Source organism: Pelagerythrobacter marensis (assembly GCF_036700095.1).
GTDB lineage: Bacteria > Pseudomonadota > Alphaproteobacteria > Sphingomonadales > Sphingomonadaceae > Pelagerythrobacter > Pelagerythrobacter marensis_A.
This window is the reverse complement of record NZ_CP144918.1, coordinates 1,871,166-1,885,652: the sequence shown is the minus strand read 5'-3', so window position 1 is coordinate 1,885,652 and position 14,487 is coordinate 1,871,166. Positions and strand designations below refer to the sequence as shown.

General features: G+C 69.3%; 13 protein-coding genes. 9 read left to right on the top strand and 4 right to left on the bottom strand.

The window, feature by feature from the left end:
* Positions 1 to 5: 5 nt before the first annotated feature.
* Positions 6 to 131, bottom strand: coding sequence for an aa3-type cytochrome c oxidase subunit IV (locus tag V5F89_RS08875; RefSeq protein WP_338445300.1), 126 nt, complete (start codon positions 129 to 131; stop codon positions 6 to 8).
* A 167-nt stretch (positions 132 to 298) separates the two neighbouring features.
* On the opposite strand from V5F89_RS08875, the gene V5F89_RS08870 reads away from it, so the two are divergent.
* The 6 genes from V5F89_RS08870 (at position 299) to lexA (ending at position 6,075) form a co-directional block, all read left to right on the top strand.
* Complete coding sequence (locus V5F89_RS08870; protein ID WP_338445299.1) at positions 299 to 1,717, top strand: sigma-54 dependent transcriptional regulator; 1,419 nt, start codon at positions 299 to 301, stop codon at positions 1,715 to 1,717.
* Positions 1,718 to 1,943: 226 nt separating this feature from the next.
* A complete protein-coding gene (locus tag V5F89_RS08865; RefSeq protein WP_338445298.1) occupies positions 1,944 to 2,705 on the top strand; it encodes an SDR family oxidoreductase in 762 nt (253 codons plus the stop codon).
* A 34-nt stretch (positions 2,706 to 2,739) separates the two neighbouring features.
* Positions 2,740 to 3,525, top strand: coding sequence for an indole-3-glycerol phosphate synthase TrpC (gene trpC, locus V5F89_RS08860; protein WP_338445297.1), 786 nt, complete (start codon positions 2,740 to 2,742; stop codon positions 3,523 to 3,525).
* Between the two features lie 126 nt (positions 3,526 to 3,651).
* Entirely contained in the window at positions 3,652 to 4,125 is a 474-nt protein-coding gene (moaC, locus tag V5F89_RS08855) for a cyclic pyranopterin monophosphate synthase MoaC (protein WP_338445296.1), read from the top strand.
* Complete coding sequence (locus tag V5F89_RS08850) at positions 4,122 to 5,294, top strand: molybdopterin molybdotransferase MoeA (protein ID WP_338445295.1); 1,173 nt, start codon at positions 4,122 to 4,124, stop codon at positions 5,292 to 5,294. The genes moaC and V5F89_RS08850 overlap by 4 nt, the downstream gene beginning before the upstream one ends.
* Positions 5,295 to 5,376: 82 nt before the next feature.
* Positions 5,377 to 6,075 (top strand): transcriptional repressor LexA, encoded by a 699-nt coding sequence (gene lexA / locus V5F89_RS08845; RefSeq protein ID WP_338445294.1) that lies wholly within the window; start codon positions 5,377 to 5,379, stop codon positions 6,073 to 6,075.
* A gap of 42 nt (positions 6,076 to 6,117) precedes the next feature.
* On the opposite strand, the gene V5F89_RS08840 is transcribed toward lexA, so the two are convergent.
* A complete protein-coding gene (locus tag V5F89_RS08840; RefSeq protein WP_425334343.1) occupies positions 6,118 to 8,310 on the bottom strand; it encodes a ComEC/Rec2 family competence protein in 2,193 nt (730 codons plus the stop codon).
* 29 nt (positions 8,311 to 8,339) lie between these two features.
* Here V5F89_RS08840 and gltX point away from each other — a divergent pair, with 29 nt between their 5' ends.
* Genes gltX through V5F89_RS08825 form a run of 3 tightly spaced genes read left to right on the top strand, consistent with a single transcriptional unit; the run spans position 8,340 to position 11,254 of the window.
* Positions 8,340 to 9,752 (top strand): glutamate--tRNA ligase, encoded by a 1,413-nt coding sequence (gene gltX, locus V5F89_RS08835; RefSeq protein WP_338445292.1) that lies wholly within the window; start codon positions 8,340 to 8,342, stop codon positions 9,750 to 9,752.
* Between the two features lie 22 nt (positions 9,753 to 9,774).
* Complete coding sequence (locus V5F89_RS08830) at positions 9,775 to 11,061, top strand: citrate synthase (protein WP_338445291.1); 1,287 nt, start codon at positions 9,775 to 9,777, stop codon at positions 11,059 to 11,061.
* Position 11,062: 1 nt separating this feature from the next.
* Positions 11,063 to 11,254: a hypothetical protein gene (locus V5F89_RS08825; RefSeq protein ID WP_338445290.1), complete on the top strand. Its 192-nt coding sequence runs from the start codon at positions 11,063 to 11,065 to the stop codon at positions 11,252 to 11,254.
* Between the two features lie 857 nt (positions 11,255 to 12,111).
* Here the strand turns inward: V5F89_RS08825 and V5F89_RS08820 are convergent.
* On the bottom strand, positions 12,112 to 13,515 hold the full coding sequence (locus V5F89_RS08820) for a HAMP domain-containing sensor histidine kinase (RefSeq protein ID WP_338445289.1): 1,404 nt from the start codon (positions 13,513 to 13,515) through the stop codon (positions 12,112 to 12,114).
* A 4-nt stretch (positions 13,516 to 13,519) separates the two neighbouring features.
* Positions 13,520 to 14,482 carry a hypothetical protein gene (locus V5F89_RS08815; RefSeq protein WP_338445288.1) on the bottom strand — a complete coding sequence of 321 codons (963 nt, stop codon included), beginning with the start codon at positions 14,480 to 14,482 and terminating at the stop codon, positions 13,520 to 13,522.
* Positions 14,483 to 14,487: the final 5 nt, after the last annotated feature.

Genomic DNA, 14,487 nt, shown 5'->3' with positions numbered 1-14,487 from the left:
GGCGATCAGCTGGCGATCAGAAGGACGATGATCAGAACGCCGATCGCGATGACCGGAACCGACCACTTGAGAAGGGCGATGAAGCTGCCGTACGTCTCTTTGGCCGCCTTCATATCGTTACCCGAAGCCATGGATGTCGTTTCCCCTGGATAGAACTGTCGGGCAGCGGTCTATCGCGGGGGCGGACGGGCATCAAGCCCGGCGCATTCGTTCTCGCGAACCGCAACAGCCTTAATCTCGCCTTTACCCCCGCCCCCTAGATCGAAGACCTGTACCGCAACGGCACGGTTTGGGGACAATGGCTGAAAGCGAATCGCGCCTTCTGATGCTGATCGACGACGAACCGGCGCAAAGCCGGCTCATCGCCGCGCTGGCCGCGCGCGAAGGCTGGCGCACGCTGGTGGTCAACGATTCGGAGACCGCCATCGCCACGCTGGGCACCCGGCAGGGCATGCAGCTCGCCGCGATCATCCTCGACCAGTGGGTGCCGGGCGACGACGCCTGCAGCCTGATCGAGGAACTCAAGAGCCGCCGTCCCGCTCTGCCGGTCCTGATGCTGACGACCAGTTCCAGCCCCCTGCTCGCGGTCGAGGCGATGCGCGCGGGCGCGACCGATTACCTGATCAAGCCCGTCGCACCGGACCGGCTGATGCAGGCCCTGCGCAGCGCGACCAAGCACGAGGCGCCGAAAGACGAGCTTCAGCCGCTGACCGAAAAAATGCCGGCTTCGCTCGATTTCGATGCGATGATCGGCACCGCACCCTCTTTCCGCACCGCGCTGGCCCGCGCGGCCAAGGCGGCGCGCGGCCACGGTGCGGTGCTGATCGAGGGCGAAAGCGGCACCGGCAAGGAAATGCTGGTGCGCGCAATGCACGCCGCCAGCCCCAGGGCGAAGGCGCCGATGCGCTCGATCAATATCGGCGGCATATCGGCAAGCTCGATCGAATCGGTCCTGTTCGGGCACGAGCCGAACGCATTTCCCGGCGCCTTCGACCGGCAGATCGGCGCGCTGCAGCACTGCGACGGCGGCACGCTGGTCCTCGACGAGATCGACCGGCTGGAACCGGACATGCAGCTGAAGCTGGCCGAGTGCCTCGAACAGGGGATCGTCCGCCCCATCGGCGCGCGGCACGGGTTTCGCGTCGACGTGCGCCTGATCAGCGCCAGCAACCTGCCGCTGGCCGACCTGGTCGCGACCGGCCATTTCGAAGAGCGGCTCCATTCCGCCATTTCAGGGACCACGATCGTTCTGCCGCCCTTGCGCGAGCGGCCGGGCGACATCCCCGCGCTCACCCGCTATTTCCTCGCCCGGATCGGCGAGCAGCCGGGGCTGCGCCATCATGCGATTTCCGAAGCGGCGCTGCAGCTTCTGTCCGGGTTCGACTGGCCGGGCAATGTCCGCCAGCTCCAGTCGGTGCTGTTCCGCGCGGCGGTCTATTGCGATGGCGAGACCCTTACCGCCGAGAACTTCCCCCAGCTCCTCGAGATGGTCGGCGATCAGGGCGAGACGATCAGCCCCGTTCACGAAGGCGCCGGGGTCATGCTGTATACGGAGGACGGCAACCTGCGCGCGCTGGAGGATATCGAGGCCGACGTGATCCGCCTGGCGATCGGCCATTACCGCGGCCGCATGACCGAGGTTGCGCGGCGCCTCGGCATCGGCCGCTCCACTCTCTACCGCAAGCTCAGCGACCTCGGCATCGACGACGCCGCCTGAGGCAGCGCCCCCGGTCGACCTTCCCCGTCGCCCCGGACTTGATCCGGGGTCCCGCTACCCTTCCGACGCTGCGCCCGAACAAGCGAGACCCCGGATCAAGTCCGGGGTGACGAGATCCATTGCCGGGGTGACAAGATCCGTTGCCGGGGCGACGAGATCTATCGATAGTCCACACGCGGCCCAAGGGCGTTTGCCAAGGCCGGGCGCGCGGACTATCGCCGCGGCCATGACTGCATCGTTCGATTTTGCCGGCAGGAACGCCCTCGTCACCGGAGCCGCATCGGGCATTGGCGCGGCAGCCGCCCGCTGGCTCGACGCGCATGGCGTCGCGCGGCTGGTGCTGGTGGATCGCGACGGGGCGGCGCTCGATCGGCTGGCGGTGTCGTGCGACTGCCTGCGGGTTGCCGGCGACGTGGCCGACCCGGCGCTGTGGGACGGGCTGGACGCGCTCGGCCCGCTCGATCACGCGGTCGTCAACGCCGGGATCGCCTCGGGCGCGCCGATCGCCGAATGCGACTTTGCCGAATGGCGGCGGGTCATGGCGGTCAATCTCGACGGCGCCTTCCTCTCGCTGCGCGCGGCCATGCGCGCGATCCCCGGTGCGGGCAGCATGGTCGTGACCGCCTCGGTCAGCGGCATGAAGGCCGAACCCGGCACCGCCGCCTATGGCGCATCGAAGGCCGCGCTGATCCAGCTCGCCAAAGTCGCCGCGAAAGAGGGCGCGCCGCGCGGGCTGCGAGTCAACGCGGTGGCGCCGGGCGGGGTCGATACGCCGATCTGGGACCAGGCGCCGTTCTTCCGCGACCTCGTCGCCGAACATGACGGCGACCGCGAGGCTGCGCTGACGGCGATGGCGAAAATGGCGACCCCACTCGGCCGCTACGCCGCAGCGGAAGAGATCGCCGGGCAGATCGGCTTCCTGCTGTCCGACGCCGCGGCCTCGACCACTGGCGCCGTTCTGGTAACCGATGGCGGCTATTCGCTCTAGGCAGGCGCGCCGCGGCGCGGCATAGGCACGCGCGATGAACAAGCTCGACGAAATCTGTTCCGCCAAGCGCGAGGAAGTCGCCGTGCGCCGGGCGCGGGCCACGCTCGACGACCTCGATCACGCCGCTGCCGGAGCCGGCCCGCCCCGCGGGTTCGCCCGCGCCCTGGCGGAAAAGGCGCAGGACGGTTTCGGCCTGATCGCGGAGATCAAGAAAGCTTCCCCATCCAAGGGATTGATCCGCGCCGATTTTCGCCCGGCCAAACATGCTCTCGCCTATCAGGCGGGCGGCGCGGCGTGCCTTTCGGTGCTGACCGATGCGCCCTATTTCCAGGGGCACGAGGATTATCTGACGGAGGCCCGCGCGGCCTGCGACCTGCCGGTCCTGCGCAAGGATTTCATGGTCGATCCCTGGCAAGTCGCCGAATCCCGCGCCATCGGGGCCGACGCGATCCTGATCATCGTCGCCGCGCTCGACGACGGCACGATGGCGGAGATCGAGGCCGCCGCGTTCGAACGCGGGATGGACGTGCTGGTCGAAGTCCACGACGAGGCGGAGATGGAGCGCGCCGCGCGCCTGCGCTCGCGCCTGATCGGGGTGAACAACCGCGACCTGAAGACCTTTCGCACCGATCTCGCCATTTCCGAGCGGCTCGCGTCGCTCGCGCCCGAAGGGGCGCTGCTTGTGGGCGAGAGCGGGATTGCGACGCACGCCGATTGCCGCCGGCTCGCCAACGCGGGCGTCCGCTGCTTCCTGGTGGGCGAGAGCCTGATGCGCCAGGACGACGTGGCGCGCGCGACGCGGCGCCTGCTGGAAGGCTGACCTTCCCTCCCCGCGGCGCATCTGGCAAGACCGGGGCATGACCTTCACCACCCGCCTTTTTCGCCCGCGACCGGCCCTGCTGCCGGGGCCGAGCGGTCCCTGTCGAACGGGAAAGCGGGCAACCGGATGAACGGGCTGACCCATCTCGACGAAACGGGCGCCGCGCGCATGGTCGATGTCGGGGCCAAGCCCGAAACCGCGCGCTCGGCGACGGCGACCGGCCGGATCGCGATGCGGCCCGCCACGCTCGCCGCGATCCGCGACGGCGACCTGCCCAAGGGCGACGTGCTCGCCGCCGCGCGCATCGCCGGGATCATGGCGGCCAAGAAGACGGGCGAGCTGATCCCGCTGTGCCATCCGCTGGCGCTCGAGGCGGTGACGGTCGATTTCGCGTTCGAGGACGACGGCCTGCGGGTCACTGCGCGCGCCGCCCTGACCGGCCGCACCGGCGTGGAAATGGAAGCGTTGACAGCCGCTTCGGTCGCGCTCCTGACAATCTACGACATGGCCAAGGCGGTGCAGAAGGACATGACGATCGAAGGCGTCCGCCTGATCGAGAAGACCGGCGGCAGGTCCGGCGACTGGCGCGCGGGGGAATGAGCGGAGCGCCCCTGCCGCTGGAGGACGCCTGGGCGAAGCTGCTCGCCCTGGTGCAGGCCTTGCCGGCGGAGGATCTCGCCGTCGGGGCCGCCGGTGGCCGCTATCTCGCGCAGCCGCTTGCCGCGCGGCTGACTCGCCCCGCCGCCGATCTTTCCGCGATGGACGGCTTCGCGCTCGCCGGCGAGGGACCCTGGAGCGTGATCGGCGAGAGCCGCTGCGGCGCCCCGTTCGGCGGCGCGCTGGAAGACGGCCAGGCCGTGCGCATTTCGACCGGGGCGACGGTGCCCGCGGGGAGCGACCGGGTGCTGATACAGGAAGACGCCCGGCGCGACGGGGATCGTCTCGCGCTCGCCGGTCCGATGCCGGGCCCCGGAGCGAACATTCGCGCGCGCGGGATCGACTTCGGCGAAGGCGACGCGCTGCTTCCCGCCGGCAGCCGGATCGGCCCGCGGCAAGTCGCCCTCGCCCTCTCGGCCGGGGCGGATACCGTGCGCGTCCACCGCGCCCCGCGCGTCGCGATCCTCGATTGCGGCGACGAGCTGGTCGACGGGTCCGTCCCCGCCACCAACGGGGCGATGCTGGCCGCGATGGCCGGTGCCCTGCCGTGCGAGGTGCGCCGGATCGGCCCGGTGCCCGACGATCGCGAGGCGCTCGGCCAGGCGTTGGCCCGGTGCGACGACTGCGACTTCGTGCTGACGAGCGGCGGCGCCTCGGTCGGCGATCACGATCTCGTGCGCCCGGCGCTCGAGGCCTGGGGCGCGCGGATGGCATTCTGGCGCGTCGCGATCAGGCCGGGCAAGCCGCTGATGGTGGCGCGCCGCGAAGGCGCGCTTGTCCTCGGCCTGCCGGGCAACCCCGTGTCCGCCTTCGTCACCGGCTTCCTCTTCGCGATCCCGGCGCTGCGCGCGCTGCTGGGTGCGCCCGATCCGCTGCCGGCCAGCGAGCCGGTGCCGGCGGGCCGCGACCTGCCGCCGGGGGGTGAGCGCGGCGAGTTCCTGCGGGCGAACCTGCGCGGCGGACGCGCCCTGCCGATCATGCAGCGCGACAGCAGCCTCCTTTCCCCTCTCGCCCGCGCCGATGCGCTGATCTGGCGCCCGCCGCACTGCCCGCCGGCGAAAGCGGGAACGGATGTTCCGGTCTATCGGCTCGAGAATGGCGCAATTGCTTGACTTGACTGGCAAGGTTGCCTAATTGTTCCGTATTCGTTCGCAACCGCGCACGATCGTGTCAGGCGGCCAGGGAGTTTTCGCCATGCTGACGGCAAAGCAGCACGAGCTGATCCGGTTCATCCAGCAGCGGCTGGAAGAAACCGGCATCTCGCCTTCGTTCGAGGAAATGAAGGAAGCGCTCGATCTCAAGAGCAAGTCGGGCGTGCACCGCCTGATTTCCGCATTGGAGGAACGCGGTTTCATCCGTCGCCTACCCAACCGCGCCCGCGCGCTGGAGGTGCTGCGCGATCCGGCCGATTCCACGCCCGTCGCGCGCGGCGCCAGGGCCGACAATGTCGTCGACTTGCGGAGCGCGGCCGCCAGGCGGGCGGAAAAGGCAGTGCCCGAGCCGGCGAACGACGTGATCGAGATCCCGCTCCACGGCCGGATCGCCGCCGGCGCGCCGATCGAGGCGCTGGAAGGGCAAAGCAGCCTGCCGGTCCCCGCCGCCCTGCTCGGCCCGGGCGAGCACTATGCGCTGGAGGTGTCGGGCGATTCGATGATCGAAGCGGGCATTTTCGACGGCGATTTCGCGCTCGTGCGCCGCACCGATGTCGCCCGCGACGGCGAAATCGTGGTCGCGCTCGTGCGGAACGAGGAAGCGACGCTGAAATATCTGCGGCGCGAGAACGGCATGATCCGGCTCGATCCGGCCAACGGGTCCTACGAATCGCAGGTCTACCGGCCGGACGAAGTTCAGGTCCAGGGCAAGCTCTCGGGCCTTCTGCGCCGCTACCACTGACGCGCGAGGGGCCGCGGTTGCAGGCTGCGGGCGATTGCCGGGCTAGCGGCGCGCGCCCCGCCACCAGCCATGCTCGCCCTGGCTCTCGGCGCCGCTGACCATTCGCGGCCGGTCGAGGTAAAGCGCCAGCCCGCCGGTGCGTTCCAGCAGGCGGCGGTCCGCCTTGAGCCAGCGCGGGCGGCAGCTTCGCGGCAGGAAGCGGTCCGCAACGACCACGTCGGCCCGGTCGCAGGCGGCGGCGAGCGCGCGCTCTTCCACCAGGGTGCGACTGCGCGCCATCAGCAAAGTCCAGGGGCGGCCGTCCCGCCGGATGGTGAGCACGCAGAAGTCGCGGCTGCACCGGGCGCCCGGCCACTGCGCCAGCGGGATCGGCTCGCCTTGCAGCCCGGCGAGTTCGCGCAAGTTGTCGCGGGCGTAAGCGCTGCGGCTGTCGCGCAGGACCAGCAGCCGGTCACCCTCCCCCGCGATCCCCACGTGCCGCCCGTCGGACGAGACAAGGACATCGGGCGCCGGCGTCGCCGCGATCAGCAGCGCGGCGGCGATTGCGGCAGGAGCCAGCCCGAGCAGCCGTGCCTTCCCCCGCCATAGCGCCAGCCACAGCCCCCCGGCGACGAAGAGCGCGATCGTCCCCAACCCCATCTGCGGCGCGAGCTTGACCGCACCGGGCTGGCCGGCGGTGAAGTGGGCAATCGCCAGCAGCAGTTCCAGCGACTTGCCGGCCAGCCACCAGGCAGGCGCGCCCGCTCCGAACAGGTCGAGCGCGAGCGCCAGGGCGATCAGCGGCATCGAGGCGAACGTGACCAGCGGGATCGCGATCATGTTCGCCAGCGCGCCGTAGACCCCCGCCCGGTGAAAATGGAACAGCACGATCGGCATCAGCGCGATCTCGATCACGAGGCCGGTCAGCAGCAGCATCGCCGCACGCCGTGCGCACCAGGCGGGCCATCCCTCGTCGCGCGGAGCAAGGAAGGCTTTCACCGGCGCGCTGGTGTGCAGCGCCACGATCGCCAGCACCGCCGCAAAGCTCATCTGGAAGCTCGGCCCGACCAGCGATTCGGGCCACAGCAGCAGGACGCAGATCGCCGCCACCGCGACCATCCTGAGCGACAGCGGCTCGCGACCCAGCGCCAGGGCGACCAGCACCAGCAGCGCGCCGATGCAGCTGCGCACCGTCGGCACCTGCGCGCCGGTGAGCAGGGTATAGGCCACCCCCGCCCCTGCGGCCGCCGCAGCCGCCAGGACCGGCAGCCGCACGCGCAAGGCGAGCCAGGGCCAGAGCGCGAGCAGCTTGATCGCGAGAACATAGGCGGCCGCGATCACGGCGCTGACATGGAGCCCGCTGATCGCCAGGAGGTGCGTCAGCCCGGCATCGCGCATCGCCGCTTCATCGGCCGGCGCGATCGCGCCGCGGTCGCCGCTGGCGAAAGTGGCCGCGATCGTGCCCGGCGATCCCGGCAGGCTGGAACGGACGTGCGCGGCCAGCCGCCGCTGGACGCTTGCCAGCGTGCCCCCTTCTTCGGCCGGCCGGACGATTTCGATCCCGCCGATCAGCGAACCGGTCGCGGCAAACCCCTGGAACCAGGCCGCGCGGGCGAAATCGTATCCGCCCGGTAGCATCGGCGGCGACGGCGGCATCAACCGCGCGCGCAGCCGCACGATCGCGCCTTCGCCCAGCCCCGGCAGGTCCTCGCCGAGCGGGACGTTGACGCGCACCTTGCGCGCCATCGCCGCCTCGGCATCGCGATAGGCCAGCACGATCCGCACGCGCTCTTCGGCCGGCTGTTCGATCCGGTCGAGCACGCGGGCCTCGATCCGCTCCACCCGCGGCCGGTCCAACGGTTCGGCGCCGACGATCTCGGAGCGCAGCCAGACGACGGCTATTCCGGCGACGAACAGGATCGACAGCGATGCGACCGCGAGCCGCAGCCCGGGCCGTTCGCGGCGATCGCTCCCCGTCGAGGCGGCGGCCAGAGCCAGGAAAGCGCCGGCGGCCATCGCGCCGGCCCACTGCCAGGGCGATGCAAGCAGGAACCAGGCCGCTATTCCCGCGGCGAAGGCGACGGCCAGCCAGGGGCCGCGATCGAAGCCCGCTGCGGCCAGGAATGCCTCCGCCCGGTCGGCCAGGCCGTCCGCGACACTGGACAAACGGGCCGCGCTGCGCCAATTGCGCTGCACCGCAGCATCGGGCCGCTCGGACCCGCCCCCCAGCGGAACTTCGGGCACCCCCGTTGCCATAGGCAGCATAGGAAAGGAACAGGTCGGATATGGCAAGCGATAGCGGACAGGTCGTGACGCGCTTCGCCCCTTCGCCGACCGGATTCCTTCATATCGGCGGTGCGCGCACCGCGCTGTTCAACTGGCTCTATGCCCGCCACCACGGCGGCAGGGCGCTGCTGCGGATCGAGGATACCGATCGCAAGCGCTCCACGCCCGAGGCGATTGACGCGATTCTGGACGGGCTCGCCTGGCTCGGGCTCGATTGGGACGGGGATGTCGTGTTCCAGTCCGAACGCGGCGCCCGCCATGTCGAGGTGGCCGAGCAGCTGCTCGCCGCCGGCTATGCCTACAAGTGCTACGCCACGCCCGAAGAGCTGGAGGACATGCGCGCCGCCCAGCGCGCGGCGAAGCAGCCGCTGCGCTACGACGGGCGCTGGCGCGACCGCGATCCGGCCGATGCCCCGACCGGCGCGCCTTTCGTGGTCCGCCTGAAAACGCCGCAGGACGGCGAAACCGCGATCGACGACCGGGTTCAGGGCCGTGTGACCGTGCGCAATGCCGAACTGGACGACTATGTCCTGCTGCGCGCCGACGGCAGCCCGACTTACATGCTGGCGGTGGTGGTGGACGATCACGACATGGGCGTCACCCACGTCATTCGCGGCGACGATCATCTCAACAACGCCTTCCGCCAGCTGCCGATCTATCGCGCGATGGGCTGGCCGGAGCCGGTTTATGCGCACATCCCGCTGATCCACGGCAGCGACGGAGCCAAGCTGTCGAAGCGGCACGGCGCGCTGGGCGCGGAAACCTACCGCGACGAGTTCGGCATTCTGCCCGAAGCGCTGTTCAACTATCTCCTGCGGCTCGGCTGGGGCCACGGCGACCGGGAAGAGATCGACCGGGAAGAGGCGATCGCGCTGTTCGACCTGGACGGCGTGGGCAAGAGCCCTTCGCGCTTCGACCTGAAGAAGCTGCAGAACCTCAACGGCCACTATATCCGCGCGGCCGACGATGCGCGCCTGGCGCGGCTGGTGGCCGAACGGATCGACCTGCCGACCGACGAGGCGCTGCTGGCGCGCGCCATGCCGGTGCTCAAGACCCGCGCGCGCGATCTCGACGCGCTGGCCGAAGGGGCGGCCTTCTTGTTCAAGACCCGCCCCCTTTCGCTGACCGACAAGGCCGCATCGCTGCTCGAAGGCGATGCGCGCGCAATTTTGCGTCGGGTGAGCGACCGGCTGCGAGCCGAAAATAACTGGACAATCGAGGCTCTCGAAGCCACTACGAAATCACTCGCCGAGGAGCTCGAACTGGGTCTCGGCAAGCTCGCGCAACCGATGCGCGCGGCGTTGACGGGGACGACGACGTCACCCGGAATTTTCGATGTGCTGGTCCTGCTCGGACGGGAAGAGGCTCTCGCGCGGCTGGACGCGCAGGCCGCTCCGGCAGCCGAACGATAAGATAGCGAGAAGGAGAACGAATTTGGCGGACAAGCAGGCGAAACTCGATTTCGGGGGCAAGAGTTACGACTTTCCGGTTCTCGAGGGCAGCGTCGGTCCCGACGTGATCGATATCCGCAAGCTCTATGGCAGCACCGGCGCGTTCACGTTCGATCCCGGCTACAAGTCCACCGCCAGTTGCGAAAGCGCGCTGACCTATATCGACGGCGAGGAAGGCGTCCTCCTCCATCGCGGCTATCCGATCGGGCAACTGGCCGAACAATCGAGCTTCATGGAAGTCGCCTATCTGCTGCTCAACGGCGAACTGCCGACGCAGCAGGAACTGGACGATTTCGACTACACGATCACCCGGCACACGATGCTGCACGAGCAGCTGGCGACATTCTATCGCGGTTTCCGCCGCGATGCGCATCCGATGGCGATCATGTGCGGCGTGGTCGGGGCGCTGTCGGCGTTCTACCACGACAGCACCGACATCTCCGATCCCGAACATCGCAAGATTTCGAGCCACCGCCTGATCGCCAAGATGCCGACGATCGCGGCGATGGCTTACAAGTATTCGATCGGGCAGCCGTTCCTCTATCCCGACAACTCGCTCAGCTACACCGGCAATTTCATGCGCATGACCTTCGGCGTGCCGGCGGAGGAATACGAGCTTCACCCCGCGGTGGAAAAGGCGATGGACCGGATCTTCATCCTCCACGCCGACCACGAACAGAACGCCTCGACCTCGACCGTGCGCCTCGCCGGCTCGTCGGGCGCCAACCCCTTCGCCTGCATCGCGGCGGGCATCGCCTGCCTCTGGGGCCCGGCGCACGGGGGCGCGAACGAGGCGGCGCTGAACATGCTGAAGGAAATCGGCACGCCCGATCGCATCCCGCATTATATCGAGCGCGCGAAGGACAAGAACGATCCGTTCCGCCTGATGGGCTTCGGCCACCGCGTCTACAAGAACTACGACCCGCGCGCGACTGTCATGCAGAAGACGGTGCGCGAGGTGTTCGACGCGCTCAAGGTCTCCGACCCCGTGTTCGAAACCGCGCTGCGGCTGGAGGAAATCGCGCTCAACGACGATTACTTCAAGGAAAAGAAGCTGTTTCCGAACGTCGATTTCTATTCGGGCATCATTCTTTCGGCGATCGGTTTCCCGACCACGATGTTCACCGCGCTCTTCGCGCTCGCCCGCACGGTCGGCTGGGTCGCGCAGTGGAACGAGATGATCTCGGATCCCGGCCAGGTCATCGGCCGCCCGCGCCAGCTCTACACCGGCCCGACCGAGCGCGATTACGTTCCGATAGACAAGCGCTGAGATGAAGTTCGTCCTGCAGGTTGCCGGCGTTGCCCTGATGCTTGCCGGCGGCCTGTGGACGCTTCAGGGGCTCGGCCTCGTCATGTGGCCGGCGGAAAGCTTCATGCTGGCCGAGCGGCAATGGGCGATCAACGGCGCTCTCGCCTTCCTCGCGGGCGCGCTGCTGTTCTGGCTCGCCAGCCGGCGCCGCTAGAGGCGCTTTGCGCGGCGCCTCGTTCCCCGCGAACGCCCCCTCCCGAGCCCCTGCGAAGGCAGGGGCCTCAGGCCGCTGGCGTGTCGTCTGATGCCTCCCCGATCCCCAGCGCAGGCTGGGGTCTCAGGCCGCTGGCGGGTCGCCTGTTAGCACGAGACCCCAGCCTGCGCTGGGGATCGGTGAAGGGGGAAACGGAGGGGAGAGAAACGGAAAGGCAGACTGACACACCCCACCATCCGCTGGCGAGTGCGGACCTTACGCCAGGGCATACAGGCAAGCGGACGGAATCGGCCGGTGCCGCCTGGGCATCACAGGATTGCCACCTGGGCGTCACAGGGTTGCCTTGGTAACATCGTTGCGAACGGCGAAAGGGGTTACGGCAACCTTCCGCTCGGCCCTGAGGGCTGCGAGGCGAGATACGGCCAGGGCTCGCCGGCACCGTATCCGTCGGGGGGTGTCCCTGGCTCTGCGGCGTTGAGGCCCACCGCAGGGCGGGAAGGGACAGGTCCCCCGAAAACTCCTCGCATACCGGCAAAGGGGGCTTTCTCTGAAGGTCACTAGCCCCCCGAGGCACCGGCCGTCTGGACGAAGCGGACTTACGTGACGCGTACACGCTCCGCCCCCGTCGCTGTGTGCCAGAGTGTGCTGGCTGGGCTCCTATAACCCAATGGGTTACAATTGTCAAGCCATTTTCGCCATAACCCGGCCCCCTTTCCGAGTCCCAGCGAAGGCTGGGACCTCGTGCTAACAGGCGACACGCCAGTGGCCTGAGGCCCCAGCCTGCGCTGGGGCTCGGGAAGTTTCAAACGCAGCGCCGATGGCCTGAGGTCCCCGCCTTCGCGGGGACTCGGAGGGCGTTAGCCGGATGACGTCTCGCTTTTCGCGCGATCGAGGGGGAGGTCGAGGCGGAAGCTCGCGCCCTGGCCCGGCTTGCTCTTGACCGAAAGATCGCCCCCCATCGCGCGGGCCAGCCGGCGGGAAATGTAAAGGCCCAGCCCCGAACCGCCGTCGCCGCTGCGGCCCAGGCGTTCGAACTTCTCGAACACGCGCGCCTGCTGCTCCGCTGACAGGCCCGCCCCCTGGTCGATCACGCTGACGCGCGCGCGCCCTTTCCTGGCCGAAAGCTTCAGCCGCACGGTCGAACCTTCGGGCGCGTAGCGGATCGCATTGCCCAGAAGGTTGAGCAATATCTGCAGGACCCGGCGGAACTCCGCGATCGCCGGGACCGATTGCCCTTCTTCCGGGGCGACCAGTTCGATGTGCCGTTCCCTGGCCCGAACCGCGAGAATGCCCGCCGCGCGCCGGGCGACGTCGCCCAGATCGATCCGGTCCGGCGCCGTGGCGAAATCTTCCGATTCCACGACTTCGAGATCGGACAGGTCGTCGATCAGCGCCAGCAGATGCTGCCCTGCCGCGGCAATGTCCGCCGCATAGTTGCTGTATTCTTCCGCCAGAGGCCCGGCCAGACGGGTGCGGATCGTTTCCGCATTGGCAATGATGCGAGCGATCGGCTGGCGCAGGACGGGCGACAGTTCCTGCCCGATCCTGCGGGTCACCGGGGGGGCGGCCGGTTCCGCGCCGCTTTCGGGCCGGCCCGGGACAGGGGCCGAATCCGCGACCAGGAACAAGTCGAAACCGCGGCTCCCCCGGTCCTGCGGGCCGAGCGGCGCCAGCACGACTTTCCATTCGCGCTGCGATTCCGGCACCCGGACCCGGGTGTCGTCGAGCAGGCGCCAGTGCAGCGGTTGCCGGTGTACCGTGCCGGGCAATTCGACGAAGTCGGTCCAGGGATATCCCAGCCGTTCGCGCATACGCCGGCCCAGCGGCTCGAGATCGGGCGCCTGCGTTTCCACCGCGAGAACGCATTGCGCCGAATCGAGGCGCGCCCACAGCTCCGCGACATTGCGCTCGATTTCCAGACGGCGCGTCGCGGCCTGGGCGTCGCTTTCCCCCGGCACGGGCGAGACCTGCCAGTCGGTAACGCCGATCGAGCATTCGCCGCCGCGATCGGTATGGGGAAAGATTTCGACCCGCGCCCGGACGATTTCGTCGTCGCCCTGCGCCTCGAACCCGGTGCCGAAGCGCCTGCCCGCCATGCGCGCCCGGCCGATCGCGTTGCGCAAGGCAGGGATCGCCAGCGGCCCGGGGATCTCGCCGCCGCATTGGCGCTGAAGGCCGGCGATGGGTTCGTCGGCCTCGATCAGGCGGTCGTCGGCATCGACCCGTCCGCGGGCAAGAAAACCGGAAGATTGCGCGTTCATGGCTTCAGCCCAGCTCCTTGCGCCCGGACGTGGCCAGAATGGCCGCCGCGCGATCCGCCCGCAAAGTATCGAAAGCATCGGGCAAAGCGATTTCCGGGTGGATCAGCACGAATTGCTCGGCGATCCGGTCGGGCCCGGCACCCGCGGCGCGCAGGGCCAGCGCCAGTCGGCCGACCTGGCTTTCATCGGTGGCGAGGGCCATCAGGTCGCGCCCCTGCCCCGCGGCTGCGGCCAGCGAGGACAAGAAGATCGCCACGCCGAGGTGTTCGATCGACAGCGACTGCTCGTCGGACGCATCGGCCAGCGCCGCGACCCGGGCAAGCAGCGACAGGCGGCACGCCTGCGCGGCGTGCGCCTCGCGCAGGTGCCGGTCGGCCTGGTCCACGGCATGGCCGTCGGTGCCGCTCGCCGATGCGCGCCAGGCGGCAAGCGCATCCTCGAACAATCGGCCCGGCAATTCGTCGAGCGGCAGCTCCATGCGGCGCTGCTGCTGAACGAAGCGCGCCTGCGCGGAAAGCAGCTGCATCGCCAGCCGCGCGGTCTCGCCGTCCGGGGATGCGATCAGCGTCTGCAGCGCAGGCGAAAGAACCGGGTCGATCGAACTGCGCGCCTCGAGCCGGACGGCGAGCCGGTATTCGAGAGCAAGGGCATGGCAATGCCCGAGAAAGCGCGGGTCGCGCAGAATGCGCTCCGCCAGATCGTCGCACCGGGGGCCGGCAAAGGCCGGCGGGTCCGCCATCCCGGCTGCGCTCGCCTGGGCGAACAGCAGTTGCCGGGCGACATGGGCGCCCATGCCGCGAACCTGGGCCACGACCTCGTCGCTGAACAGGGCATTGCCGTAATTGGCGAGCAACATGCCCAGCATCGGGCCGGCCGTGCCAAGCACGACGTCGCCCCGCGCCAGTTCGCCGCTCAGGACGGCCTCGATCGGCGTCTGCGACTTGTGGTTCATGCCGGAATCGCTCATCCGCC

What these genes read in the sequence shown, in the direction of transcription:
- V5F89_RS08875 (WP_338445300.1), bottom strand. Translation starts at nt 131, where the DNA reads ATGGCTTCGGGTAACGATATGAAGGCGGCCAAAGAGACGTACGGCAGC.
- V5F89_RS08870 (WP_338445299.1), top strand. Translation starts at nt 299, where the DNA reads ATGGCTGAAAGCGAATCGCGCCTTCTGATGCTGATCGACGACGAACCG.
- V5F89_RS08865 (WP_338445298.1), top strand. Translation starts at nt 1,944, where the DNA reads ATGACTGCATCGTTCGATTTTGCCGGCAGGAACGCCCTCGTCACCGGA.
- trpC (WP_338445297.1), top strand. Translation starts at nt 2,740, where the DNA reads ATGAACAAGCTCGACGAAATCTGTTCCGCCAAGCGCGAGGAAGTCGCC.
- moaC (WP_338445296.1), top strand. Translation starts at nt 3,652, where the DNA reads ATGAACGGGCTGACCCATCTCGACGAAACGGGCGCCGCGCGCATGGTC.
- V5F89_RS08850 (WP_338445295.1), top strand. Translation starts at nt 4,122, where the DNA reads ATGAGCGGAGCGCCCCTGCCGCTGGAGGACGCCTGGGCGAAGCTGCTC.
- lexA (WP_338445294.1), top strand. Translation starts at nt 5,377, where the DNA reads ATGCTGACGGCAAAGCAGCACGAGCTGATCCGGTTCATCCAGCAGCGG.
- V5F89_RS08840 (WP_425334343.1), bottom strand. Translation starts at nt 8,310, where the DNA reads ATGGCAACGGGGGTGCCCGAAGTTCCGCTGGGGGGCGGGTCCGAGCGG.
- gltX (WP_338445292.1), top strand. Translation starts at nt 8,340, where the DNA reads ATGGCAAGCGATAGCGGACAGGTCGTGACGCGCTTCGCCCCTTCGCCG.
- V5F89_RS08825 (WP_338445290.1), top strand. Translation starts at nt 11,063, where the DNA reads ATGAAGTTCGTCCTGCAGGTTGCCGGCGTTGCCCTGATGCTTGCCGGC.
- V5F89_RS08820 (WP_338445289.1), bottom strand. Translation starts at nt 13,515, where the DNA reads ATGAACGCGCAATCTTCCGGTTTTCTTGCCCGCGGACGGGTCGATGCC.
- V5F89_RS08815 (WP_338445288.1), bottom strand. Translation starts at nt 14,482, where the DNA reads ATGAGCGATTCCGGCATGAACCACAAGTCGCAGACGCCGATCGAGGCC.